Origin of the sequence: Mesorhizobium sp. B2-5-3 (assembly GCF_006441005.1) — a bacterium.
In the GTDB taxonomy this organism is placed as follows: Bacteria; Pseudomonadota; Alphaproteobacteria; order Rhizobiales; family Rhizobiaceae; genus Mesorhizobium.
In genome coordinates this window covers 403049-429020 of the sequence record NZ_VFUS01000005.1, presented here as the reverse complement: position 1 = coordinate 429020, position 25972 = coordinate 403049, and the positions used below count along the sequence as shown (strand labels likewise).

The window sequence follows — 25972 nt, the reverse complement described above, 5'->3', positions numbered from 1 at the left end:
GAGGGGATGAACCTGCACAAGGAGATCAGCTTCGAGAGCGAAGTCTGCGACCATCTTGCCGCGAACGGCTGGCTTTACACCGATGGCGACGCTCCTGTCTATGACCGGGCCCGTGCGCTGTTTCCCGCCGATGTGGTGGCGTGGGTTCAGGCCAGCCAGCCAAACGCTTGGGCAGCCCTGACGAAGTCGCATGGCGCTGCGGCGGGAGCCATCCTGCTTGACCGCATCCGCAAGCAGTCCGACGAACGTGGGACGCTCGATGTGATCCGGCATGGCGTCGAGATGATCGGCCTCAGGGCACCCTTGGCGCTCGCCCAGTTCAAGCCTGCACTGGCGATGAACGCCGATATCCTCGCCCGCTATCATGCCAACAGGCTTCGTGTCGTGCGGCAGGTGCGCTATTCGCTTGCCAACGAGAATGCCATCGATCTGGTGCTGTTCCTCAATGGATTACCCGTCGCCACCGTCGAACTTAAGACTGACTTCACGCAATCCATCACTGACGCGGTGGACCAGTACAAGTTCGATCGCCATCCAAACCCCAAGGGCCAGAACCCCGAGCCATTGTTGAGCTTCCCGAGCGGCGCTCTGGTTCACTTCGCGGTCAGCAATGCCGAAGTGATGATGACCCCAAAGGTGGAAGGTCCGGAGACGCGCTTCCTGCCGTTCAACAAGGGCAATGGCGGCGGCAAGGGAAACCCGCCGAACGCCAACGGTCATCCCACCGCCTACCTGTGGGAGGAAATCTGGCAGCGGGACTCGTGGCTTGAAATTCTCGGTCGCTACATGGTGGCCGAGCGGGACGCAAAGAAGAAGATCAGGAGCATCATCTTTCCGCGCTTCCATCAGCTCGACGCGACACGCAAGCTTCGCGCCTCGGTGCTGGCCGAAGGGGCTGGCGGCAAGTACCTCATCCAGCACTCGGCCGGTTCCGGCAAGACCAACTCCATCGCATGGACCGCGCACTTCCTCGCCGATCTTCACGACGAGAAGCACAAGAAGGTCTTCGACACGGTTCTGGTGGTTTCCGACCGCAACGTCATCGACACGCAGTTGCAGGAAGCGATCTTCAATTTCGAGCGCACCACAGGCGTCGTCGCCACAATCAAGAGCGACAGCGGCGCGAAGAGCGGACAACTTGCCGAGGCGCTGGCTGGCGGCAAGAAGATCGTGGTCTGCACCATCCAGACCTTCCCATTTGCCCTTCAGGCCGTGCAGGAACTGGCGGCATCGCAAGGCAAGCGCTTCGCGGTCATTGCCGACGAGGCGCACTCAAGCCAGACAGGCGAGGCAGCAGCCAAGCTGAAGGCCGTGCTTTCCCCCGAGGAACTTGCCGATCTCGGCGATGGCGGAGAGATCAGCTCCGAGGACATTCTCGCCGCCCAGATGGCTGCCCGGGCCAGCGACAAGGGCATAACCTATGTTGCCTTCACCGCCACGCCCAAGGGGAAGACGCTTGAGCTGTTTGGCCGTCGCCCCTTCCCAGATCAGGCTGCGAGCGAGACAAACCTGCCAGCGGCCTTCCACGTCTATTCCATGCGACAGGCCATCGAGGAGGGTTTCATCCTCGACGTTCTGCGTAACTACACGCCCTACAGCATTGCCTTCAAGCTAGCCCATGAGGGCAAGGAGATAGACGACACCGAGGTCGAGCGCAGCGCGGCGGTCAAGTCCCTAATGCGCTGGGTTCGGCTGCACGACTACAACATCAGCCAGAAGGTGCAGGTGGTGGTCGAGCACTACAGGTCTCTGGTACAGCCGCTGCTTGATGGCAAGGCCAAGGCGATGGTGGTGGTGGGGAGCCGCATTGAGGCTGTACGCTGGCAGCTCGCCATCAACAAATACATCAAGGAGAAAGGCTACAGGCTGGGGACGCTGGTGGCGTTCTCGGGCGAGGTCAACGACCCGACGAGCGGACCCGATCCGTTCACCGAAACCAGCAAGGAGTTGAACCCCGGTCTGAACGGACGCGACATCCGTGAGGCCTTCAAGCTACCCGAGTACCACATCCTGCTGGTGGCCAACAAATTCCAGACCGGGTTCGATCAGCCGCTGTTGTGCGGCATGTATGTTGACCGGCGGCTGGCGGGCATTCAGGCGGTGCAGACACTTTCACGACTCAACCGAGCGCACCCCGGCAAGGACACCACCTATGTCCTCGACTTCGTCAACAGCAGCGACGACATTCTCAAGGCGTTCCAGACCTACTACGAGACCGCCTCGCTGGAGAATGTGACCGACCCCAATCTCGTCTTCGACCTGCGGGCCAAGCTGGACGCATTGGGGTACTACGACGATTTTGAGGTCGACCGCGTGGTCAAGGTCGAGTTGGACCCGGCATCGAAGCAGGGCGACCTCGTCGCAGCCATGACGCCTGTCGCCGACCGGCTCCTGCGTTCCTATAGGGATGTTCAGGAGCAATTGCGTATAGCCAGGTCGAAAGAGGATGCCAAGGCAGCCAAAGACGCTCAGGATACGATGGATGCTCTCGTGCTGTTCCGTGCCGACATGGGCGCATTCGTGCGTCTTTATGCGTTCCTGTCGCAGATATTCGACTACGGCAACACCGCCATCGAAAGCCGTCACATCTTCTATCGCCGCCTCATTCCCTTGCTGGAGTTCGGGCGCGAGCGGCAGGAGATTGACGTTTCCGGGCTGGTGCTGACCCACCACAAGCTCGCAGACAAGGGAAAGCGTACGCTGGCATTGGGTGGCTTCGGAGAGCCGTTGCAGCCGATCTATGACGCCGGTTCCGGATCAGTGCAGGAGAAGCAGAAGGCGCTACTGGCGGAGATCGTTGCCAAGCTGAACGATCTGTTTCAGGGCGATGTGACCGACGATGACCAGCTCATTTATGTGAACAACGTCATCAAGGGCAAGCTGATGGAGTCCGAGACGCTCGCCCAGCAAGCCGCGAACAACACCAAGGAACAATTCGCCAACTCCCCCGATCTGTCGAAGGCTATCCTCGACGCCATCATCGACGCCTTCGAGGCACACACGACAATGAGCAAACAGGCGCTGGACTCCGCGAAGGTCCGGGAGGGGCTCAAGGACGTTCTGCTTGGACCAGGGCAGCTTTATGAGGCACTGAGAGCTGGAGGGGACGGTGCTGATCCAGCCATCCAACCCGCTCGGAGTTGACGGCAACTACGCTCACAGCCTCACGCAGCCTTCCGCTGGCCTCTCGCATTGCCTTTCCGGCGCTCGCGTTGGGCTTGCGCCGCAACGGCTTGGTTCGATGGCCTCCAAATCGTCGCCTTGACATCGAAGCGCGGTAGCTTCGTGATCTCCCTCGCGAGGGCGCTGGGTGGGAAATCGCCGTATCCCTCGCGGGCATCCTCAGGACCGCTGCCAAGCATGAAGTCACGATGCTGCTTGTCCATGTCATGTTTGCGCGAAAGCGACGTGAACAGGTGCCGCCAAGCGTGATTGGGTTTGCCACCCGGTGCGGGTATGCCCAATTCGCCGGTGATCCAATTCCCAACCCGAACGCCCGCCTCTTGCGACCGGGGTTTACCTGTCAGTTTGGTGAGGTCGGTCCCATCGGGATAAGGGACGTAGAAGGCGGGACCGTCGCCCACCTTCTTGAACATATCCAACAAGCCCAACTCTACAAGGTGCGGATGAACGGCAGTCATCCACGCCCTGCCGCTCTTTGTGGAACCGGCCTCAGGCGTAATGAACAAGAATGGCGTGTCACCATCCGCCTTGACATCCACGCCGCGAAGCTGAGTGATCTCAGTCACCCTCAACCCGGTGTAAGCGCAAATCCATGGCACCCAGAAGAGCGCCCGCTTGTGGGGCGCTGAGATGTCCTTGGGGCTGCCGTTGAATGTGGCTCCGAGGATGGCCTTGGCCTCCTCCATGTCATAGCCCTTCTTGCCCGGTGCTGGGCCGTCCCTGCGGTCTCGAATGTCGCTGGCGACGTTTGTCGGTAGTCCGAACTCCCTGACTGCATGGGTGAGGACCGCGCTCAACGCCGCAAGGGCCTTACCGTTGACCTTCGACGGCGACAGCCCCTCGGCTATCAATTCGTCACGCCACTTCCGAACATCCTCATTCGTCACGTCCTGCGCATTCCGGTGCGCGCTGCTCTTGACGAACTTGGCGAGGTCCCGCGAGTAGTCACTCTTGGTCTTCTCTTTGAGGCTCTGTGTCGCGAACTTATGGTCCAGCAGGGCGAACAGGTCCATGTCCCCCGTCACCCGTGGCGCTGGCTTTGCCTCACCGCGCTCGGCCTCCCAATTGGGGAAACGCTTTCTCGCTTCGTCGGGCGAATAGTCGCCTGCGGCCTTCCTGAGATTGGTCTCCGCCGCAAGCTGGATTGCCTTGAAGGCGGCGTTGACGACACGAGTACGGCTAAATAGGTCGGTGTTGACGCCCTGTTCGGCGAACAACTCGTCGACCGTGGGGCCGAACCAGCGGTCAAGCTCACCACCCTCCTCCTTACCCTTGTTCAGCCGCAGGACCTCCTTCCAGATGCCTTCCTCGCCCGGCTCACTGTCCATCATATCGACCAAGCGGGCATACAGGATGCCGGCAAGGGCTTGGATTTGCTTGGTGGTGAGCGGCTGAGGCCCTTCCCTGAATCGTTGCCAAAACTCATGCAAGGCGGCATCTGCCTCGCGGTGGCGCTTCTTGGCTTCTGCAGGGTCTTTCGTATCGAGGCTGACCTTGATCACTGCGCCCGCCTTCACAGTTCTGATGATGTCGCCAACAGGAATTGCGACCTGTCCAGTCATCGGCGTATTCTTCAAATCAGTCGGTGCGCGTTGCCGAAGGTAGTAGATACCAGTCTTCGGATGCTTCCAAGGTCCAGGCATTCGCAAGCTCATGTGTACCACCCCTGTGTACCAGACAGGCGGCGAAAAGACCAAGAAAGTCAGATAGTTGTTTCCAAACAATGGCTTGGAATGGTGCTGCGAGAGAGGATTGAACTCTCGACCTCTCCCTTACCAAGGGAGTGCTCTACCACTGAGCTACCGCAGCCGCTGATGGCGGGGCTTCTGCCATATCGAACCGGCAAGCGCAAGGCCAAGTGCAAAGCATCTGTGAAAGCCTTTGCCGGATACGTTTTGATGACATGGCCGCGCCACAATGTTGGTTATGCCTGAATAGCGGCCTGGCCGGCCGCCGGCTAGGACGGGACAATGAACGACAAGACAATTCCACCGAAAAAGGGCGGCACCGGCCGCAAGGACCGCCTGGCCGAGCAACTGCGGGCGAATCTGCTGAAACGCAAGGCGCAGTCGCGCTCGCGGCGCACGGGCGACGCTGATAAGCAGCGGCGCGCCGGCGACGCCGACAAGCGGCGCGCCGGGGACGCCGACAAGCGGCCGGACGGGGTCGGCGCGGCGAAGGAAATACAAAAAGATTAACTCAAATCAGCCACTCTTGGGTCGGGTGCCAGGAAATCCTATTTCTTGAACCAGGTTGGCCGATGGTCTAGACGGGCCGATACTCAAACGATTGAAACCGGCTTTCGGGGCCGAGGGGATAGTCTTCATGGATCGCATCAGAATTATCGGCGGCAACAAGCTCGCCGGAAGCATTCCGATCTCGGGCGCGAAAAACGCCGCCCTGCCGCTGATGATCGCGTCGCTTCTGACAGACGACACGCTGACGCTCGAAAACGTGCCGCATCTGGCCGATGTCGAGCAGCTGATCCGCATCCTGGGCAATCACGGCGTCGATTATTCGGTCAACGGACGCCGCGAAAAGCAGAATGAAGGCTATTCGCGCACCATCAATTTTTCCGCCCGCAACATCGTCGACACGACGGCCCCCTACGAGCTGGTGTCGAAGATGCGCGCTTCGTTCTGGGTCATCGGCCCGCTGCTGGCCCGCATGGGCGAGGCCAAGGTGTCGCTTCCGGGCGGTTGCGCCATCGGCACACGGCCGGTCGACCTGTTCCTGGAAGGCCTGCAGGCGCTGGGCGCCGACATCGACGTCGACACCGGCTACGTTATCGCCAAGACCAGGAACGGCCGCCTCGTCGGCAACCGTTACGTCTTTCCGAAAGTGTCGGTCGGCGCCACCCATGTGCTGATGATGGCGGCGTCGCTCGCCAAGGGCGAGACGGTGCTTGAAAACGCCGCCTGCGAGCCCGAGATCGTCAACCTCGCCGAATGCCTCAATGCCATGGGCGCCAAGATTTCCGGCGCCGGCACGCCAACCATCACCATCGACGGCGTCGAGGCGCTGTCGGGCGCGCGCGTGCGCGTCATCCCGGACCGCATCGAGACCGGCACCTATGCCATGGCCGTCGCCATGACCGGCGGCGACGTCGTGCTCGAAGGCGCGCGTCCCGATTTGCTGCAGACCGCGCTGGACGTGATCTCGCAGACGGGCGCCGAGATCACGCCGACCAATTCCGGCATCCGCGTCAAGCGCAACGGCGCCGGCATTTCACCGGTCGACGTGACGACGGCGCCCTTCCCGGCCTTCCCCACCGATCTGCAGGCGCAGTTCATGGGGCTGATGACCATGGCCAAGGGCAAGTCGCGCATCACCGAGACGATCTTCGAAAACCGCTTCATGCATGTGCAGGAACTCGCGCGCCTGGGCGCCCACATCACACTTTCGGGCCAGACGGCGATTGTCGACGGCGTGCCGAAATTGAAGGGCGCGCCTGTCATGGCGACCGACCTTCGCGCTTCCGTTTCGCTGGTCATCGCCGGCCTTGCGGCCGAAGGCGAAACCACGGTCAACCGCGTCTATCATCTCGACCGCGGCTTCGAGCGGCTGGAGGAAAAGCTGTCCAATTGCGGCGCGGTGATCGAACGGATCTCGGCTTAGGCCGATCCCTGCCCGCCTCACGGCTGCGCGGACCGGAACGACCTCCGGATTCCTGCTTGAGCATGATCTTTTCCGAAAAGCGGTTTCCACTTTTCGGGATCATGCTCTAACAGAAGGCTGAACAGTCAATTTTCAGGTGCGAAATCCGCATGAACGGCCTCAAGCTTATCGCCCTCGACGACCAGGACCTGAGCATCGTCTCCGCCCACGTCCAGGACGCCGTGATGAAAGTCTCGGACCTTGAATACCTTCCCGCGGCCAAGCGTTTCGTGCTGACCATGAACCGTTTCGTCTGGGAGGCCAAATCGGGCTTCTTTCGCCAGCACAACGAACGGCGCCAGGCCGTGCTGCATTTCGATCGGGTTCTGGGCGCCAAGACCAGCGGCATAGCCCGCGACAAGCCGGCCGAAGTGCTGTCGCTGCTGGCGATCAGCTTCATCGAGATCAGCAAGCCGGCCGGCATAGTCGAGCTGATCTTTTCGGGAGGCGGCGCAATCATGCTCGATGTCGAATGCATCGAGGCCCGCCTTGCCGATGTCGGCGGCGCGTGGGAAGCCACGTCGCGCCCCGTGCACAGGACCTGAGCGATGGCCATCACGCTTCGTCAGTCCGACGCCGATTTCGAACAGCGTTTCGCCGCTTTCCTCACCACCAAGAGGGAAGTGTCGGCCGATGTCGACGCGGCCGTGCGCCAGATCATCGCGCGCGTGCGCGCCGACGGCGACGCGGCCCTCGTCGATTTTACCAGACGCTTCGACCGGGCCGACCTCAGGGAACTCGGCATTGCCGTGTCGAAGGACGAGATCGCCCGCGCCTATGCCGCTTGCGACCACCAGACGATCGAGGCGCTCGAATTCGCGCGCGACCGCATCCGCGCCTATCACGAGCGGCAGCGGCCGAAGGACGACCGCTTTACCGATGCCGCGGGCGTCGAGCTCGGCTGGCGCTGGACCGCAATCGAGGCGGTCGGGCTTTACGTGCCGGGCGGTACTGCGAGCTATCCGAGTTCGGTGCTGATGAACGCCATACCGGCCAAGGTCGCCGGCGTGGAGCGCATCGTCATGGTGGTGCCGGCACCCGGCGGCGTCATCAATCCGCTTGTGCTGGTGGCGGCCGACCTTGCCGGCGTGCCGGAAATCTATCGCGTCGGCGGCGCCCAGGCGATCGCTGCCCTGGCCTATGGCACCGAGACGATCAAGCCGGTCGCCAAGATTGTCGGCCCTGGCAACGCCTATGTCGCGGCGGCCAAGCGCCAGGTGTTCGGCACCGTCGGCATCGACATGATCGCCGGCCCCTCGGAAGTGCTGGTCGTGGCCGACGGCGACAATGATCCCGACTGGATCGCCGCCGATCTCCTGGCCCAGGCCGAACATGACGCGTCCGCGCAGTCGATCCTGATCACCGACGATCCGGCCTTTGGCAAGGCGGTGGAGGAGGCGGTCGAACGGCAGCTGCCAAACCTGCCACGGGCGGAGACGGCGGCGGCGAGTTGGCGCGATTTCGGCGCGGTGATCGAGGTCGAGGCGATCGAGGCGGCGCTGCCGCTGGTCGACCGTATCGCGGCCGAGCATGTCGAACTGGCAATCGACGATGCCGAGGGTTTCCTGTCGCGGATGCACAATGCCGGTGCCGTGTTTCTCGGCCGCCATACGCCGGAAGCCATCGGCGACTATGTCGGCGGTTCCAACCACGTGCTGCCGACGGCGCGCTCGGCGCGTTTCTCGTCAGGCCTTTCGGTACTCGATTTCGTCAAGCGCACCTCGATCCTGAAGCTCGGGCCCGAGCAATTGCGCGCGCTGGCGCCTGCCGCGATCGCGCTGGCCAAGGCGGAAGGGCTCGACGCGCATGGACGCTCCGTCGCCATACGGCTGAACATGTAGGCGCCATGTCGGGCTCCGATCAAACCCGGGCGAGGCTGATCGATGTCGAACTCGATGAATCGATCGGCCGTTCGACGCCCGACGTCGAGCACGAACGCGCGGTGGCGATCTTCGACCTGATCGAGGAGAACAGTTTTCAACCGGTCAACGACAGCGGCGCCGGCCCCTACCGGCTGAAGCTGTCGCTGGCCGAGTCCCGCCTGGTTTTCGCCGTGACGCGCGACGACGGTTCCGCCGTGGTCACCCATATCCTGTCGCTGACGCCGCTCAGGCGCATCGTCAAGGACTACTACATGATCTGCGAAAGCTACTACGACGCCATTCGCTCCTCGACGCCGAGCCATATCGAGGCGATCGACATGGGTCGCCGCGGCCTGCACAATGAGGGTTCGCAGACGTTGATGGACCGGCTCGCCGGCAAGATCGACATCGATTTCGACACGGCGCGCCGGCTGTTCACGCTGGTCTGCGTGCTCCATTGGCGGGGTTAACCCCTGACCGCCGGCGCACCGCCCCGTTCGATCCTGTTCCTGTGCGGCATGAATGCCGTGCGCTCGCCGATGGCCGAGCTGTTGGCGCGGCGCATGCTGCCGGCCAGCACCTTCGTCGCCTCCGCGGGCGTGCGCAGCGGCGAGCGTGACCCGTTCGTCGATGCCGTACTTGCCGAGGAAGGCCTGTCGCTGGGCGAGCGCCATCCAAGGACGATGGACGAGCTGGAAGACGACTATTTCGATCTCATCGTCACGCTCGCGCCGGAGGCGCACCATGCCGCGCTGGAGCTCACCCGCTCGCTCGCCGTTGAGGTCGAATACTGGCCGACGCCGGATCCTACCGGCGCCAGCGGCACGCGCGAGCAGATCATCGCGGCCTATCGCGATGTGCGCGAACGGCTGAAGTTGCGCATAGGCCGACGTTTTTTGCTTCCGGAAGCAAAAAACGCGACGGATTAAGCGTGTTCACAAGCCGACGATTATCATATAGGTTCCGCCGAATTTCCGGCTAGAGTCGGATGCGGTTGGGTCTCTTCGACCTGACAGCTTCCGACTCTAGATCAAAGAAGTAGAGCATGATGTCGTCCGAAAACCGCTTCATACTTTTCGGCATCATGCTCTAAACGCCGGGAAACCATCCAAGCAAAGGTATCGAATGCCGAAGGAAGAAGTCCTCGAGTTTCCGGGTGTCGTCACGGAACTGCTGCCCAACGCCATGTTCCGAGTGAAACTCGAAAACGAACACGAAATCATAGCCCATACGGCCGGCCGCATGCGCAAGAACCGCATCCGCGTGCTGACCGGCGACAAGGTCCTGGTCGAGATGACGCCCTACGACCTGACCAAGGGCCGCATCACCTATCGTTTCAAGTAAGATCAAGGCCGACTGGTCCGCGATGAGCATTTTGCTGAAGCTGGTGCTTGCCTCGGGTTCGCCGCGCCGCATCGAACTCCTGCAGCAGGCGGGCATCGAACCGGACCGCATATTGCCTGCCGACATCGACGAGACGCCGCTGCGTGCCGAGCATCCGCGCTCGCTGGCCAAAAGGCTGTCGAAGGAAAAGGCCGAAAAGGCATTTGCGTCGCTGAAGTCGGAAACCGACTACGCGCCGGCCTTGGTGCTGGCCGCCGACACGGTGGTCGCTGTCGGGCGGCGCATCCTGCCCAAGGCCGAGACGCTCGACGATGCCGCCAACTGCCTCGGATTGCTGTCGGGGCGTTCGCACCGGGTCTATTCCGGCATCTGCCTGATCACGCCCGGCGGCAAACTGCGCCAGCGGCTGGTCGAGACGCGGGTGCGGTTCAAGCGGCTGCCGCGCGAGGAGATCGACGCCTATGTCGCGTCGGGAGAATGGCGCGGCAAGGCCGGCGGCTATGCCGTACAGGGGCTCGCGGGCGTTTTCGTCGTCAAGCTGGTCGGCTCCTACACCAATGTCGTCGGCTTGCCGCTTTACGAGACCGTAGCGTTGCTTTCGGGCGAAGGCTTCAAGGTCCATCAAAACTGGTCCTCGGCGCGGCCATGAGCGCGGACGACAAGGTGACGCCGCTGCGGCCAAGGCGCCCCTGCCCCGAATGCGGCAAGCCTTCGGCGCGCGAGACCTACCCGTTCTGCTCCAAGCGCTGCAAGGACATCGACCTCAACCGCTGGCTGAAGGGCGCCTATGTCATCAAAGCCCGCGACGACGAGGAAGAACCCGACGCCGACGAGCCGAAATGAAAGCGGCGGCGCGGGGTCAGGCGGCTTGGATCTTGCGGCTCACGCGTGCCCAGGCCGGCAGCCAGTCGCCGTGAGCGGCAAGAAGCTCGTCCACCAGTGACCATATCTGGTCGAGATCGAGCTCGGCTGCCGTGTGCGGATCCATCATCGCCGCATGATAGATGTGTTCCCGGTTCTCGCTCGTCAGCGCCCGCACCGTCAGTTCCTGCACGTTGATGTTGGTGCGGATCAGCGCCGTCAATTGCGGCGGCAGGTCGCCGATGTAAGTCGACTGGATGCCGGAGGCGTCGACCAGGCACGGCACCTCGGCAGCGCACTCGCGGGGCAGCGAGGTGATGCAGCCATTGTTGCGAACATTGCCGTAGATCACCGACGGCTCGCTGGTCCAGACCGAATTCATGATCGAGGAGGCATATTCCTTCGATTGCTCGACTTCGATGCGCTCGGCCGAACGGTAGGCCTCCGCCTGTCCCTGCCAACGCTCGATCTGCTCGATGCAGCGCTTGGGATATTCATCCAGCGGGATACCGTATTTCTCGATCAGGTCGGGACGACCGCTCTTGATGAAATAGGGCGTGTATTCGGCGAAATGCTCCGAGCTTTCGGTGACGAAATAACCGAGCCGGGTCAGCATCTCGTAACGCACCTTGTTGGGGCAGCGCGGATTCCAGCCGGGCTTGGGCGCACGCCCTTCGCGATAGGCGCGCAGGAGATCCGGGTAGAGGTCGCGGTAGGAGCCGTCAGCCTGGCGGTGCTCGAACTTCAGGTAGAAGGCCATGTGGTTGATGCCGGCGGAGCGATAGCGGATGTCCTCGTAGGGAAGATCGAGATCGTGCGCCAGTTCCATCGCGGTGCCCTGCACCGAGTGGCAGAGGCCGACCTGCCTGATCTCTGGATATTTCTCCGATATCGCCCAGGTGTTGATCGCCATCGGGTTGACGTATTGCAGCATGATCGCCTCGGGGCAGACGGCGAGCATGTCCTCGCAGATCTTCCACAGATGCGGCACGGTCCTCAGGCCTCGCATGATGCCGCCGATGCCGAGCGTGTCGGCTATGGTCTGGCGCAGGCCATATTTCTTCGGCACTTCAAAGTCGGTGACGGTGCAGGGCTCGTAGCCGCCGATCTGGAAGGCGACGACGACGAAATCGGCACCGGCCAGCGCCTTGCGCTGGTCGGAATAGGTCTCCGCTTTCGCCTTCACGCCGAGCGTCGCGATCAGCTTGTTGACGACGACGGCACTCTCTTCCAGCCGCTGCGGATCGATGTCCATCAGCGCGATCGTCGCGCCCGAAAGCGCCGGCCGCTGCAGCACGTCGCCGACGATGTTCTTCATGAACACGGTCGAGCCGGCGCCGATGAAAGTGATCCTGGGATGTCTTGCCACGCTAACCTCCGGCATGTGTTCAGGCCACGTCGAAAGCGGCCCGGACGAGCCGTTCGGTGTAGGCGGTCTTGGGATTGGTGAGGACCTCGTCGACAGGTCCCTGTTCGACGATCTTGCCGTGCTGCATGACGATGACGCGGTGGCACAGAGCGCGAACCACCTTGAGATCGTGCGAGATGAAGAGATAACTCAGGCCGCGCTCGTCCTGCAGCTTGCGCACGAGATCGATGATCTGCGCCTGGACGGAGAGGTCGAGCGCTGATGTCGGTTCGTCGAGCAGGATGAATTCCGGTTCCAACGCGATGGCTCGGGCAATCGCGATGCGCTGCCGCTGTCCGCCGGAGAACTCGTGCGGAAATCGCGAAAGGATGTCGCCCGGCATGCCGGCGCTTACCAGCGCCTCGCGCACCCGCTCGACCCGCTCGCGCCGCGTCGCCCCGATGCCGTTGACGATCAGCCCTTCCTCGATGATCTGCCCGATCGTCATGCGCGGGTTGAGCGAGGAGAACGGATCCTGGAAGACGACCTGCATGCGCGATCGCAGCGGCCGCATCTCGGCCCGTGACAGCCCATGGATCGGCTGGCCGTCGAAACGGATCTCGCCGCGCTTGGCATCGATCAACCTGAGCAGGCACTGGCCGAATGTGGTCTTGCCGGAGCCGGATTCGCCGACCAGTCCCAGTGTTTCGTGGCGGCAAAGCTTGAGATCGAGATCGTCGACGGCGACCAGCTCGCGCCAGTCGGGTTTGAGGAAGGTGCCGTGACGCAGCATGAAGCAGACGCGCACCCCGTTCGCTTCGAGGATGGTGCCGGAGCCCTCCGGCAGCGGTTGTGGCCGCCCGCGCGGTTCGGAGGCGAGCAGTCGTTGCGTATAGGGATGCTGGGGATCGGAGAACAGACGTTCGGTGACGTTATGCTCCCGCATCTCGCCATGCTGCATGACATAGACGTAGTCGGAGAATTTGCGCACGACCGTGAGGTCATGGGTGATCAGGATCACCGCCATGCGCAGCTCTTTCTGCAGATTGCGGATCAGGTTCAGGATCTGTGCCTGGACGGTGACGTCGAGCGCCGTCGTCGGTTCGTCGGCGATCAGCACGTCGGGATCGTTGGCCAGCGCCATGGCGATCATCACGCGCTGGCGCTGGCCGCCCGAGAGCTGATGCGGATATTGCTTGAGCCGCGCGACGGGATCCGGGATCTGGACATGCTGCAGGAGTTCGAGCGCCCGTGCCCAGGCTTGCCGCCGGCCGACCTTGCGATGAACCCTGATCGCCTCGACGATCTGGCTGCCGATCGTATAGATCGGATTGAGCGAGCTCATCGGCTCCTGGAAGATCATCGAGATGCGGTTGCCGCGCAGCTTGCGCCGGGCGCTTTCGGGGAACTTCAGGATGTTCTGCCCATCATAACAGACGGTCGATCTCGGTGAAACGGTGGCGCGCCGGGACAGCAATCCCATGACGGTGCGCGCCGTCACCGATTTGCCGGAACCGGATTCGCCGACGATGGCGATCGTCTCGCCGCGATAGAGCTGGAACGAGACGTCCTTGACCGCCTCGACGGTGCCGTGCTCGACCTTGAAGGCGACCTCGATGTTGCGGGCATCGATCACGGGTTCTCCCTGGCGTCCGTCATGGTCGTGCCGGACGGAAGGTGCGAAGGGTTCGGCGAGCGCGAGCGTCATCCCAGCCACCTCAATAAGGATCGACGGCGTCGCGCAGGCCGTCGCCCAGCGCGTTGAAGGCAAAGACGGTGACCAGCACGAAGCCGACCGGCGACAGGATCCACGGATAGGTGCCTATGACGGAGTAGGTCGCGGTGTCCTGCAGCATCAGCCCCCAGGAGATCAGTGGCGGCTTCACCGCAAAGCCGAGAAAACCGAGGAAGGATTCGAGCAGCACAACGGTCGGGATCGCCAACGTCACCGCGACGATCACATGGCTCATCACATTGGGGAAAATGTGCTGCATGATGATGCGCCGGTCGGTGGCGCCCACCGCCATGGCGGCGCGTACGTATTCAATGCGCGCAAGCGCCAGCGTCTTGCCGCGCACCTCGCGCGACATCTGCGCCCAGCCCAGCGCCGACATGACGATGATGACGAAGGCGAGGAAGACGTTGGTGGGCGCGGTGACCGGGATCAGCGTCGTCAGCGCCAGATAGAGCGGCAGCTGCGGGAAGGCCAGCACGAGTTCGACGAAGCGCTGCATCCAGACATCGAACCGACCGCCGAAATAGCCGGAAGCCATGCCGACCGTAGTGCCGATGACGGTGATGATGAAGACCACCGTCAGCGCGATCATCAGCGAGACGCGCGAGCCATGGATGGCGCGCGAGAGCACGTCGCGTCCGAACTTGTCGGTGCCGAGGAAATGCACCGGCTGGCCGTCCATCGAACCGAAGAAATGCCGGTTCGCCGCAATGAGCCCGAAGAGCCTGTAGGGCGCGCCCTCGACGAAAAGGCCGAGCAATCTTGGATGATCATAGTCGGGACCGACGATGGGCTGAAAGGTGACCGGATCGAGATCCGCCGAATCCGCCAGCGCATAGACCCTGGGCCGGGCGACGAAATCGCCGTCCCTGTCGTGGAAAGCAGGCAGTTGCGGCGGCGCGAAGGCGACATCGGTCACCTTCGGGTCCATCGGCGCCAGGAACTCGGCGAATACCGCCATGAGGATCAGCAGCACGACGAGCCAGAACCCCGCCATGCCGGTCCAGGAGCGCTTCAGCCGGCGCCAGACGAGCGCGGTGTAGCTCTCGTTGCCGCGCGCGGGTCTCTCGACGGGTCCTTCGGCCGGCAGCGGCGGTGGCGATGTATCGCGGGCCAACATCTAGCTCTCCCCGAACTGGCGCACGCGCGGATCGAGCAGGACCAGCAACATGTCGGCGATGATGTTGCCGACGATCAGCGTCGCCGACAGCACCATCATGAAAGTGGCGGTGACATAGACGTCGCCGACCGCCATCGAGCCGACGATCGCCGGGCCGACGGTCGGCAGCGCGAAGATGATCGCCGTCTCGATTTCGCCGGTCAGCATGTAAGGCAGCACCACGCCCTGATACATGACCAGCGGATGCAGCGCATTGGGCACGGCGTGTCGCATGACGACGGCGCTGCCGGTCAACCCCTTGGCCTTGGCCGTCTCGACATATTGGGCGTTCAGCGTGTCGAGCAGATTACCGCGCATGACGCGCATGTTGTAGGCGAGCCCGCCGAAGGTGGCGATCGCAACCACCGGCCAGACATGCTTGACCAGATCGAGGAACTTGGCCCACGACCATGGCGCGCCGCCATATTGCGGCGAGAAGAAGCTGCCTATCTCCGAGACGTTGAACTGGAAGACCAGGAGATAGACGATGATCAGCGCCATCAGGAAGCGCGGCACCGTCATGCCGAGGAAGGAGATGGCCGAAAGTGTCGAGTCGATCCAGGTGTATTGCCGGGTCGCCGCCCATATGCCGAAGGTGATGCCGAGCACCGAGGCGAGCAGATGGCACACAAGCGCCAGGATGAGGGTGCGCGGCAGGCGCTCGCCCACAACGTCGGCCACCGGCTTGTTGTAGTAGAGGCTGTAGCCGAAATCGCCGCGGGTGACGATGCCGCCGATCCAGTTGAGATACTGGACGGGCAGCGGCTTATCGAGGCCATGTTCGATCCGGTAGGCGTTGGCCTGCGCGTCGGCTTCGGCGAAGGAGGCGCCGCCCTGGTTGATCAGCTGCGAGCGGATGTAGTCGGCATAATCGCCGGGCGGTGCCTGGATGATGGCGAAGGTGACGAGGCTCAGTATGGCAAGGACCGGGATTGCCGACGCTATGCGCATGAACAGAAATCGCAGCATGGACGGTCCGCTTCCTCGTCTTGCCGATCGCGTCCTTTTGGTGCGTTCGGAGGTTGCCTTTGTCCGGCCGCGCCAGCGGCGCGGCCGGAGGTCTCAGTCAGGGGAGGTAAACTTACATCGGGCCCTTGTCTCCAGGCTTGCCGGGCAGCTCTTCCGGGAACAATTCGTATTTCGCCTGCTTGTCGGCCGCCACGAAGACCCGTTCTCGAATGATCGAATCCTCTGCCCAGTTGAACATGTAGATCGGCGTGCCCTTTGGAACGTTGGAGAAGCGCTTATTGACGATCAGCGCACCGGGATATTCCGTCAGGCCGACATTGTAGACGTGCTCCGTCGAAATCTTCTGGAAGTCTCTCATGAGGGCGGCGCGCTGGTCATTGTCCTCAGACGTGACAAATTTGTTGACGATGTCGACGAGGTCCTTCTCGAAAGGCATCAGGTCGACCTCGCCGCTTTCAGGTGCGCGGTGATCCCAGCTGGTCTTGGGGCCGACGGGAGCGAGCTGCACGGTGTTCTGCACGACGGAGGTCAACTCCTGGTCGTTGCGCCGGATCAGCCAGTCGAAGCGCCCGGAATATTGCGAGGCATCGCGCTGCGTGCCGTTGAGACCGTTGAGCACGATCCGCAGCCCGAGCTTCTCCATCTGGGCGACAACGCCTTCGGCGAGGCTCTTGTCGGTGCCGTAGTCATTGTTGACCAGCATGACGATCTCGACATTCTTGCCGCCGGCCGTGCCGGCCGGGAAGTTCACGAAACCGTCGCCATCGGTATCCTTGAGTCCGGCCTTGGCGAGTTCGGCCTTGGCGCCCTCGAGGTCGAAGGGATAGTAGACCGTCGACTTGCGGTCATAGAAGCTGGTGCCGGAGGACAAGCCGCCGGGGTAGATGGCGGTGAACGGCCCCTTGACCAGGGAGTTGCCCAGCGCCTTGCGGTCGAGCGCCATGGTAACCGCCTTGCGGAAATCCTCATTGCGGTTCAGCTCGCGAATCGCCTGACCGCGCTCGTCCGGGTTGCCCCAGCCATTAGCGGAAAAATTGAGGCGCAGATTATAGCCGATCAGCCGTGGACCGAACGCCAGGCGTGCAGGCGCATTCGCCTCCGCGGCCCGCTTCAGCGAGGCGACGAAGTTCTCCGGCTGCTCCAGATTGGAGAAATCGCCCGAGCCGGCCACCGCCTGGACATCGCGGTCGGCCCAGGTGGACAGCTTGTAATGTAATTCGTTGAGGTAGGGCAGCTGATTGCCCTTCTCATCGACCTTCCAATAATAGGGATTGCGGCGCATGACGATGATGTCGTCTGGCCGGTATTCAACCGGCACCCAGGCGCCCATGACCGGCATGTTCATATATTCCGGCGGGAAGGCGTTCTTGAACTGGTCGTAGGTGTTCTTCGAATATTTCGGATGCTGCGGCTTCAATATGTGCGCGGGGCCAGGACAGAAAGTGCCGTAGGCCATCGCGTAGAGATACTGTTTCGGGAAGGCTTCCTTGAAGGTCCACTCGACGGTGTAGTCGTCGACCTTCTTGAGCGTGGTGCCGACGCCGAACGTTTCCTGGGTGGCGCCATTGAGCGGCGAGACATTGGGATCGACGACCTCGTCGTCCCAGTAGAACATGACGTCGTCTGAGTTGAAGGGCGCGCCGTCGGACCATTTGGCACCCTCGACGAGGTGCATGGTGAGCTTGTGGCCATCCGCCGACCAGTCCCAGCTTTTGGCGAGGTTGGGCAGCGGTTCGGTGTCCTTGGCCTCGACCTGGAACAGCGGCGCGGTGCGCGTCAGGCATTCGGACAGGCCGATATCGATGCCGCCCCATCCCTGCGTCTGACCGGCGCCGTAGTTCCAGCCTTCCGGCCGCCCGCCGATAACATGGCGCATTGTATCGCCGTAGACGCCGATGCCATCAGGCATGTTGCCCGTCTTGAAAACCAAGGGCTCCTTCGGCAGCCTGTCTTTCACCGGCGGCAGCTTGCCGGCCTTGACGTATTTCTCGGTCACCCAGTCCGGCTCGTGATAGTCGGGCAGCGCCTTGAACTCCAGGATGGACTCGCGCGGCACATAAGTGATCTTGCCTTCGGCCGGAAACGCCGCCGGTACCGGCGGGACCGTCGGCTCGGAGGCGAAAGCGTTGAGCGCCGGGACGGAGACGCCCAGCGCCAGTCCCGCGACCATGCCAATGCTGCGTAGGTTCCTCATTGTCTCCTCCCTCGTGTTCGGACGTTTTGTTTTGCTGCTGCTCGTCTTCTGCCCGGACGGCGACCGCGGCGGACCTGTCTCCCGCAGGCCCGTCGCCGCCACCTGGGTTTTCAGCCGGCCTGCTTCAGCGCGGCCTTTTCGGCGCGCAACTCCTCGATCGAGCGGACGCTGCGCCAAGCGGCGCCCGCCCATTCGCGGGTCTTGACCCTGGATTTCGACAACCTCTCTTTTGCCGCCGGAACGGCGTGCGCATATTGCGGCAGCCAGGCGGCTTCAGCGACGACCATTTCGTCGACCATCTGCCAGACCTCCTCCGGTGTCGATACCGCACCAACCAGCGGGTCATGCAGCACGGCAAGCTTGAGCAGGTCGATGTCGCCGGATATGGCGGCATGCACCGACATGCGCTGGACATTGATCGAGGATATGCAGGTCGCGGCACATGCTTCCGGCAAGGTGATGCCGGCCGCCATGTTGATGCCGAAGCGGTCGACGAAGCCGGGCGATTCGACGATGGCGTCCTGCGGCAAATTGGTGATGACACCGTCATTCTTGACGTTGAAGTGGCCGCGATAGACGCGGTTGGTCTCCAGCGCCTCCAAGATGTGGCTGGCATGCTCGTTGGAGCGTTTTGACGGATCGATCGGCTTCGACGCCGCTTCGAGGAATTGCGGATATTCCGTCTCGAACCAGTTGCGGGTCTCGGTGGAATAACGGAGATAGCCGCCCGTCTCGCCATGGATCCAGTCGGACATGTCGATCCAGCGGGTGATCTCGTCCGGGCGCTTGCGGTACCAGGGAAGATACTCGGACAAATGGCCGTTGCTTTCGGTCGAATAGACGCCGAAGCGCTTCAACACGTCTATGCGCAGCTTTTCCTGCCTGGAATAGACCGGGTGAGCCTCGAAGGCGGCGACCAGCTCGTCCTTGCCGATTTCGCGCCCGTTCAGGCGCAACTCGATGAACCAGGTCTGGTGGTTTATGCCGGAACAGACATAGTCGAGCTCCCGAGGTGACTTCGCGCCCAGTACCTCGGCGATCTGCTCGGCGCCGTGCTGGACCCCGTGGCACAGCCCGACCGTGTCGACCTTGCCGTACTCGATCGCCGCCCAGGTGTTCATCGCCATCGGGTTGGCATAGTTGAGGAATTTCGCATCGGTCTCGGCGACCTCGCGTATATCCTTGCAGAAATCGAGGATCACCGGGATGTTGCGCTGGCCATAGAGGATGCCGCCGGCGCAGATCGTGTCACCGACGCATTGGTCGATGCCGTATTTCAGGGGGATCCTGATATCGTCGGCATAGGCTTCGAGGCCACCGACCCGCACACAGCTGATGACATAACGTGCGCCCTCGAGCGCCTTGCGGCGGTCCGTCGTCGCCGTCACCGTGGTCGGCAATTTGTTGGCCTCGACGATCCGGTCGAGGATCGCCTTGATCATCTGGAGATTGTGCTCGCTGACATCGGTCAGCGCGAATTCGATACCCTTGAATTCCGGCACGCACAGTATGTCGGTGAACAGTTTCTTGGTGAAGCCGACGCTGCCGGCGCCGATAATAGCGATTTTGAAACTCATCACCTTCACCTCGATCCGATCGGATGCTAGGCAAGGAGCAGCAAGGGAGGATATGGCCACACGCCAAGGCGCGCGTGCCAATCGAGCCGAATTCCGGCTTTTCTCCTCCCGCCCGCTCCTCGACTGCGGGTTCTTCACGTTCTTCGAGGATGGATTATGCGCTTATTCGCGAGCGCGGCCAGAGAAGGATTATGCTTTCAAGGGTAATTTTGTGCTGCGGGATCTGATCGCCAACGGACAGTCGATGCGCACGATCTCGCTGCCGCGCGGTCGCCAGCGCCTGCATGCCATGCCGACGAGCACCGGCTACGAAGTGCGCGAAGGCGAAATCTATGATTGGGACGGGCGCAAGCGCGGCCAGACGCCATTCACCGTGCTCCAGCACACGATCAACGGAAGCGGCCGGCTTCGCTATGAGAACCGCGACTATCGCCTGCAGCAGAACGACACGCTGCTGGTGCTGGTGCCGCACAACCACCGCTACTGGCTGGCCAAGGACGAGCGCTGGGAATATTTCTGGATCTCGATGAATGGCGAGGAGGCGCTGCGCATCCACAAATCCATCCTCGACGTCTCGGGTCCCGTGTTCCGGCTGCAGCCGGAGACGATCGATCACCTCGCCGATTGCAGCCTGCGTCTCATCAACGGGGCCGCTGCGCCGGGGGCGGCTTCGGCGATCGCCTATGAGGCGGCGATGGCGCTCTACGACGATGTCTTCGGCTCACATGCCTTTGCCGAGAAGCAGAGCGCCATGCAGCCGGTCATCGACCACATCAACGCCAATCTCGACAGGCCGCTGCCGGTAGCGGACCTCGTGGCGATCAGCGGCCTCAGCCGGGCGCACTTCTCGCGCTGCTTCGCCGAGAGCGAAGGCATCCCGCCCGCGGAGTTCGTGCTGCAGCAGCGGCTGCAACGCGCCGCCAAGCTTTTGACCAAGGCTGACTTCCTGCCGGTGAAGGAAGTCGCCATCCTGTGCGGCTTCGAGGACGCGAACTATTTCTCGAAGGTCTTCCGCCGCTGTTACGGCATTAGCCCGGGCCAGTTCCGCACCACCGGCATGTATGCCAGCATGAGGGTTCCGGCCAGGCGCGACATCAGGGTGTCCGACGACGAGACCTGACCCCGTAGCCGTCCAGCGCAGCCTTGCAGGACATGCACTACGCCGCTTGCCGGCTGCCGCCGTCCAGCCATTGGAGATCGGCAGGTGAAAGCGCGATGTCGAGGGCGCGCAAGCTGTCGTCCAGTTCGCCCAGCGTGCGCGGGCCGATCAACGGCACCGATGGGAAAGGCTGGTTGAGCACATAGGCGAGCGCAACATGGATCGGGCTCTTGCCCAGCCGCGCGGCAAGTTCGATCGCCCGGTCGCGGCGGCCGAAATTGCGCTCCGAGTACCAGACCCGCACCAGTTCTTCATTGTCGCGCCGGTCGCGCCCGGCGCGTTCGGTGAAGAAGCCGCGCCCTTGGCTCGACCAGGCGAAATTCGGCATCTGCCGGGCGGTCAGCCAGGCCTTCCAGTCATCGGTGGAGGAGGTCACGCAACCGGCCCAGATCGGCTCCAGCATTTCAGCCAGCGAGAAGTTGTTGGAGAGCGCGCCGGGCTTTTGCTTGCCGGTGCGCTCGGCATAGGCGATCGCCTCGTCCATGCGCTGCATCGTCCAGTTCGAGCCGCCGAACGGGCCACGGATGCGGCCTGCCTTGACCTCGCGGTCCATCGCATCGACGAACTCGCCGACGGGCACGTCCGGATTGTCGCGATGCATGAAATAGATATCGACATGGTCGGTTTGCAGGCGGTCGAGCGACTGGACGAGCTGCTTGCCGATCACGTCGGGATAGCAAAGCGGCGAATGTGCCCCCTTGGCGATGACCACCGACTGCTCGCGAACGCCACGGTTCTTCAGCCATTGCCCAAGCAGCGTCTCGGTGTAGCCGCCGCCATAGACATAGCCGGTGTCGAACAGATTGCCGCCAGCCTCGAAGAAGGCATCGAGCAGGATCGAACCCGAGGAGAAGGTGCGGAAATCCTCGAAACCGAGCGCCACGATCGAGGCCGGCTTCGACAGGCCCGGAATGGCGCGTTTGGCGATCGCCGTGCCGCCGGATCGCAAGGGCCGGTCGGCGATGGTGTTGGTGCGTCGCGAGGCCTTTTCGATCTCGTACTCCAACCCCACAGCCGCGCGCCATCTGTCGAGCACGCGCAAGGTGCCGAGGCTGTCGGCCCAGGCCATGCCCGGCCAGGCGAACTCCTGCCGGCCGGCAAGGATGGCGTCCCCGGCGGCGTCGACTTCGAAGGAATAGACGTGACGCTTTTCGTTCACGCTGATGGTTTCGCGCACGCCGTCCGCGCCGATCACATCGATCCGGCCGAGGCCGACATCGCGGTCGCCGCCGGCGAACCAGAAATCCGGCACTTCGATGCGGCCCCTGGTGCCGAAAATCCTGAGCACATTGTCCTGGTTGAGGGAGATGCTGCAGGAGACCTCGGCGACGATGCCACCCGGGAAATGCAGCAGCGCGGAGGCCCATTCGTCGACGCCGGACTGGCCAAGATGGGCAACGCCGGTCACCTTGTCCGGCTCGAGGAACGGCTTGCCGGCCGCGGCGCCGGCAATCAGCCGCGCCATCGAGACGGGATAGCCGCCGACGTCCAGGATGCCACCGCCGGCGAGGTCGTTGGCATAAAGCCGGTGCTGCGGCATGAAATCAGGCATGGCAAAACCGAAGCTCGACTTGATCATCCTGATCTCGCCGATGACGCCGGATTTGATCAGTTCCACCAGCTTCAGCGTCTGCGGGTGCAGCCGGTACATGAAGGCCTCGCCGAGAAAGGTGCCGGCCTTGCGCGCCGCATGCATCATGGCGTCGGCCTCGAACGCGGTCAGCGCCAGCGGCTTTTCGCACAGCACGTGCTTTCCCGCCTCCGCCGCCCGGATCGCCCATTGCGCGTGGCCCGGGTGCGGGACCGAAATGTAGATCGCGTCGATTTCCGCGTCAGTGAGCAACGCTTCGTAGCCCTCGAGAATGCGCGCGCCGGGAAAGCTCTGCGCCAAACTCGGCTTGCCCGGATCGCGCGCACCGATGGCGACCAGCTTTCCGTTGCGGGAGCCGGCGACGCCGCCGGCGAAGGCCTTGGCGATGCTGCCCGGGCCGAGAATGCCCCAGCGGATGGGCGTGGTTGCAGTCATTGTCATTCTCCTTGCGGGATGGGAAAGGGCAGCCGATCAGCGCAGCCGCAGCCCTTTTTCGTCGAACAGGTAGGATTTGCGGATGGATACGATGATCTCTGATGTCTCGGGGACCTTGGCCGCGTCGCGCTGGATCACCACGTCCTCCCCATTGGCCGTTCTGGCGTAGAGAAAGCTCGTACCGCCCAGGTGCTCGACCACATCGATGGTGACGGCAAGATCGGCGTCGCCTTCTCCGGCGCTGCCAAAATGTTCGGGTCGCACGCCAACGATGACCTTGCTGCCGATTGCGGACGCGGCGCCCTTCAACGGCTGCGTGATACGGGTCTTCTCCTGGCCAGCGAATTCCACCACGACCCCGCGCGCATCGCAGCCGACGACGCGGCCCTTGATGAAATTCATCTTCGGCGAGCCGACGAAACCGGCCACGAACTGATTGTCGGGATTGTCATAGAGATCGAGCGGGCGGCCGATCTGCTCGACATGGCCGCCGCGCAGCACGACGATCCGGTCGGCGAGCGTCATCGCCTCGGTCTGGTCGTGCGTGACATAGACCATGGTGGTGCCGAGCTCCTTGTGCAGGCGCGAGATCTCGACCCGCATCTGGACGCGCAGTTCGGCGTCGAGGTTGGACAGCGGCTCGTCGAACAGGAACACCTGCGGCTCGCGCACGATGGCGCGGCCGATGGCAACGCGCTGGCGCTGGCCGCCGGAGAGTTTCTTCGGACGGCGCTCCATCAATTCGCTGATGCGCAGGATCTCGGCCGCCCGTTTCACCCTGCGGTCGGTGTCGGCCTTCGGATTGCCGGTCATACGCAGGCCGAAGGAGAGATTCTGCTCCACGTTCATATGCGGATAGAGCGCGTAGGACTGGAACACCATGGCTATGCCGCGGTCGGCCGGCTCGACATCGTTGACCACCTTGCCGCCGATGGCGATCTCGCCATCGCTGATATCCTCCAGCCCGGCGATCATCCTGAGCAGCGTGGACTTGCCGCAGCCAGACGGGCCGACGAACACGACGAACTCGCCATCCCTGATGTCGATGTTGGCGCCATGGACGACCTCGAAAACGCCGAAGCGCTTGACGACATTCGTGAGCGTGACGGTTGCCATGCCTACCCTTACTTGACCGCGCCGGCGGCGATGCCGGCAATGAAATGGCGTTGCAGCAGCACGAACACGATCAGCATCGGCACCGTCAGCATTACCGCGCCCGCCATGATGCCGCCCCACGACACTTTGGTGAGGCCGATCAGCGTGCCGAGCGCCACCGGTGCGGTCATCGCGCCGGGCTGGCTGTTGATCAAAAGCGGCCAGAGATAATTGTTCCAGGAGGCGAGGAAGAGGATGATGGCGAGCGCCGCCAGCATCGGCCGCGCCAGCGGCAGCGCGATGAAGACGAAGATGCGCCACTCCTTCACGCCTTCGACGCGGGCGGCGTCGAACAGGTCATCGGGCAACATGGAAAAGCTCTGGCGCATGAACAGCACGCCCAGCGAATTGAACAGCGGCGGCACGATCAGCGCCACCCAGGTGTTCGCGAGCTTGAAATCGCGCGCCACCATGATGAATTGCGGGATCAGCACCACCGCATAGGGAAGCGTGATGGTGCCAAGGATGATGGCGACGACCAAGCCCTTGCCGACGAACCGGTAACGCGCCAGCGCCCAGCCGGCCATCGACGTCAGCAGCACCGACAGAAAAGTGTAGGTGACCGCCACCGAGACGGAGATGAAAATCGCGCCGACAAAGTCGGTGTCGCGCTGCAGGTTGTTGAAATTGTCCACGAAATTGCCGTGCGGCAGCAACTCGATGCCGGGGCTGAAGATGCCGTTGTCCGGCATGGTCGAGAACACGACCATCATCCATAGCGGAAACAGCCAGATCAGCGCCAGTGGCGTGAGGAAAAGATGCAGCAAGAGGCTGCGCTTCAGCCTGGCCGAGGCGAGCGAGCTCATTTCGGTTCCCTCGTCAGCCACAGTTGCACCAGCGTGATGGCGATCGCCAGCCCCGCCATGGTGTAGGCGACGGCCGAGGCGTAGCCGAAATTGAGCGACCGGAAGCCCTGGCGATAGAGCAGCAGGCCGAGCGTCTCGGTGCCGCCGCCCGGTCCGCCGCGTTCGGTGATCAGGAACGGCTCGGTGAACAGCTGCATGGTGCCGATGATCGACAGCACGGTGCAGAACACGATGACCGGCTTCAACAGCGGCAAGGTGATGAAGAAGAACTGCTTGAGCTTGCTGACCCGGTCGAGCGTCGCCGCCTCGTAGACGTCCTCGGGGATGGACTGCATGCCGGCCAGAAGGATGATGGCGTTGTAGCCGGCCCAGCGCCAGGTGACCGCGATCATGATCAGCGCCATGGCCGGCGTGACATTGGAGAACCAGTCGATCTTGGGCAGCCCAACGCTGTTCAGGAGCTTGTTGATGATGCCGAAATCGAGGTTGAACATCAGCCGGAACACCGCGGAATAGGCGACCTCGCCGACCACCACGGGAGCGAAGAAGGCGAAGCGGTAAAGTCCCCTCGCCTTCAGGAGCGGCGAATTCAAAAGCACGGCCATCACCATGGCCAGCGCGATCATCACCGGCACCTGGATGACGAGGATGAGCAGCGTGTTCTTCAAGGCATTGAAGAAGGCCGGATCGCCGATCAGCCGGCCCCAGTTGAAGCCGGGCGCAAAGCGCCAGGGCACGGTGCGCGTCGCCTGGAACGAGATCAGGAACGAAGAGATGATCGGCCATACCCAGAAGACGGAGAAGATCAGCAAATAGGGCGCGAGGAAACGATAGGCCGTGGCGTTGCGGTTGCGCATCGTGCTCCTCCTCCTCTCGTCGGCGTTTCAAGCTGTGGTCCCGCGCGCAGCGGCAACCGGTTGGTCGGGACATGCGACAT

Annotated in this window: 22 protein-coding genes and 1 tRNA gene; 11 read left to right on the top strand and 12 right to left on the bottom strand. The window is 62.8% G+C overall.

Annotated elements, in window-relative coordinates; genetic code table 11:
• Nucleotides 1-6 precede the first annotated feature (6 nt).
• Nucleotides 7-3144: a type I restriction endonuclease gene (locus FJ867_RS14900; protein ID WP_140817768.1), complete on the top strand. Its 3138-nt coding sequence runs from the start codon at nt 7-9 to the stop codon at nt 3142-3144.
• A 20-nt stretch (nt 3145-3164) separates the two neighbouring features.
• On the opposite strand, the gene FJ867_RS14895 is transcribed toward FJ867_RS14900, so the two are convergent.
• Both FJ867_RS14895 and FJ867_RS14890 read right to left on the bottom strand, forming a co-directional pair.
• On the bottom strand, nt 3165-4838 hold the full coding sequence (locus FJ867_RS14895) for a DUF6538 domain-containing protein (protein WP_140817766.1): 1674 nt from the start codon (nt 4836-4838) through the stop codon (nt 3165-3167).
• Between the two features lie 79 nt (nt 4839-4917).
• A tRNA-Thr gene (locus FJ867_RS14890) sits at nt 4918-4992 on the bottom strand.
• Nucleotides 4993-5153: 161 nt separating this feature from the next.
• Here FJ867_RS14890 and FJ867_RS14885 point away from each other — a divergent pair.
• The 9 genes from FJ867_RS14885 (at nt 5154) to yacG (ending at nt 10889) form a co-directional block, all read left to right on the top strand.
• Nucleotides 5154-5381, top strand: coding sequence for a hypothetical protein (locus FJ867_RS14885; RefSeq protein WP_140817764.1), 228 nt, complete (start codon nt 5154-5156; stop codon nt 5379-5381).
• A 127-nt stretch (nt 5382-5508) separates the two neighbouring features.
• Nucleotides 5509-6801, top strand: coding sequence for a UDP-N-acetylglucosamine 1-carboxyvinyltransferase (gene murA, locus FJ867_RS14880; RefSeq protein ID WP_140817762.1), 1293 nt, complete (start codon nt 5509-5511; stop codon nt 6799-6801).
• A 149-nt stretch (nt 6802-6950) separates the two neighbouring features.
• A complete protein-coding gene (locus tag FJ867_RS14875) occupies nt 6951-7385 on the top strand; it encodes a DUF2948 family protein (RefSeq protein ID WP_140666550.1) in 435 nt (144 codons plus the stop codon).
• Nucleotides 7386-7388: 3 nt separating this feature from the next.
• Complete coding sequence (hisD, locus tag FJ867_RS14870; protein WP_140817760.1) at nt 7389-8681, top strand: histidinol dehydrogenase; 1293 nt, start codon at nt 7389-7391, stop codon at nt 8679-8681.
• Nucleotides 8682-8686: 5 nt separating this feature from the next.
• Nucleotides 8687-9172, top strand: a complete 486-nt coding sequence (locus FJ867_RS14865) for a UPF0262 family protein (RefSeq protein WP_140501043.1) — start codon at nt 8687-8689, stop codon at nt 9170-9172.
• 48 nt (nt 9173-9220) lie between these two features.
• Nucleotides 9221-9631, top strand: coding sequence for a low molecular weight phosphatase family protein (locus FJ867_RS14860; protein WP_140501041.1), 411 nt, complete (start codon nt 9221-9223; stop codon nt 9629-9631).
• Nucleotides 9632-9827: 196 nt separating this feature from the next.
• Nucleotides 9828-10046 (top strand): translation initiation factor IF-1, encoded by a 219-nt coding sequence (gene infA, locus FJ867_RS14855; protein WP_006200926.1) that lies wholly within the window; start codon nt 9828-9830, stop codon nt 10044-10046.
• Nucleotides 10047-10068: 22 nt separating this feature from the next.
• Nucleotides 10069-10695 carry a Maf-like protein gene (locus tag FJ867_RS14850; RefSeq protein ID WP_140817758.1) on the top strand — a complete coding sequence of 209 codons (627 nt, stop codon included), beginning with the start codon at nt 10069-10071 and terminating at the stop codon, nt 10693-10695.
• Complete coding sequence (gene yacG / locus FJ867_RS14845) at nt 10692-10889, top strand: DNA gyrase inhibitor YacG (protein ID WP_140501037.1); 198 nt, start codon at nt 10692-10694, stop codon at nt 10887-10889. The genes FJ867_RS14850 and yacG overlap by 4 nt, the downstream gene beginning before the upstream one ends.
• A 16-nt stretch (nt 10890-10905) precedes the next feature.
• On the opposite strand, the gene FJ867_RS14840 is transcribed toward yacG, so the two are convergent.
• The 6 genes from FJ867_RS14840 to FJ867_RS14815 all read right to left on the bottom strand — a co-directional run bounded on the left by FJ867_RS14840 (nt 10906) and on the right by FJ867_RS14815 (nt 19889).
• On the bottom strand, nt 10906-12276 hold the full coding sequence (locus FJ867_RS14840) for an alpha-glucosidase/alpha-galactosidase (RefSeq protein WP_140817756.1): 1371 nt from the start codon (nt 12274-12276) through the stop codon (nt 10906-10908).
• 19 nt (nt 12277-12295) lie between these two features.
• The gene (locus FJ867_RS14835; protein ID WP_140817754.1) at nt 12296-13963 is read right to left on the bottom strand and encodes an ABC transporter ATP-binding protein; all 1668 of its coding nucleotides are present in this window, start codon (nt 13961-13963) and stop codon (nt 12296-12298) included.
• A 10-nt stretch (nt 13964-13973) separates the two neighbouring features.
• On the bottom strand, nt 13974-15110 hold the full coding sequence (locus tag FJ867_RS14830) for an ABC transporter permease (protein ID WP_140525558.1): 1137 nt from the start codon (nt 15108-15110) through the stop codon (nt 13974-13976).
• Nucleotides 15111-16118 (bottom strand): ABC transporter permease, encoded by a 1008-nt coding sequence (locus FJ867_RS14825; RefSeq protein WP_140525557.1) that lies wholly within the window; start codon nt 16116-16118, stop codon nt 15111-15113.
• Between the two features lie 112 nt (nt 16119-16230).
• Complete coding sequence (locus FJ867_RS14820) at nt 16231-18312, bottom strand: ABC transporter substrate-binding protein (protein ID WP_140525556.1); 2082 nt, start codon at nt 18310-18312, stop codon at nt 16231-16233.
• Nucleotides 18313-18422: 110 nt separating this feature from the next.
• A complete protein-coding gene (locus tag FJ867_RS14815; protein WP_140525555.1) occupies nt 18423-19889 on the bottom strand; it encodes an alpha-glucosidase/alpha-galactosidase in 1467 nt (488 codons plus the stop codon).
• Between the two features lie 211 nt (nt 19890-20100).
• On the opposite strand from FJ867_RS14815, the gene FJ867_RS14810 reads away from it, so the two are divergent.
• A complete protein-coding gene (locus tag FJ867_RS14810; protein WP_181165447.1) occupies nt 20101-21009 on the top strand; it encodes an AraC family transcriptional regulator in 909 nt (302 codons plus the stop codon).
• 37 nt (nt 21010-21046) lie between these two features.
• Here the strand turns inward: FJ867_RS14810 and FJ867_RS14805 are convergent, their stop codons facing one another.
• Genes FJ867_RS14805 through FJ867_RS14790 form a run of 4 tightly spaced genes read right to left on the bottom strand, consistent with a single transcriptional unit; the run spans nt 21047 to nt 25892 of the window.
• Nucleotides 21047-23074, bottom strand: a complete 2028-nt coding sequence (locus tag FJ867_RS14805) for an aldo/keto reductase (protein ID WP_140817752.1) — start codon at nt 23072-23074, stop codon at nt 21047-21049.
• A gap of 36 nt (nt 23075-23110) precedes the next feature.
• Nucleotides 23111-24190: a sn-glycerol-3-phosphate ABC transporter ATP-binding protein UgpC gene (gene ugpC, locus FJ867_RS14800; RefSeq protein ID WP_140817750.1), complete on the bottom strand. Its 1080-nt coding sequence runs from the start codon at nt 24188-24190 to the stop codon at nt 23111-23113.
• An 8-nt stretch (nt 24191-24198) separates the two neighbouring features.
• Nucleotides 24199-25035, bottom strand: a complete 837-nt coding sequence (locus FJ867_RS14795) for a carbohydrate ABC transporter permease (RefSeq protein ID WP_140817748.1) — start codon at nt 25033-25035, stop codon at nt 24199-24201.
• Nucleotides 25032-25892, bottom strand: a complete 861-nt coding sequence (locus tag FJ867_RS14790) for a sugar ABC transporter permease (RefSeq protein WP_140501017.1) — start codon at nt 25890-25892, stop codon at nt 25032-25034. The genes FJ867_RS14795 and FJ867_RS14790 overlap by 4 nt, the downstream gene beginning before the upstream one ends.
• Between the last annotated feature and the right edge of the window lie 80 nt (nt 25893-25972).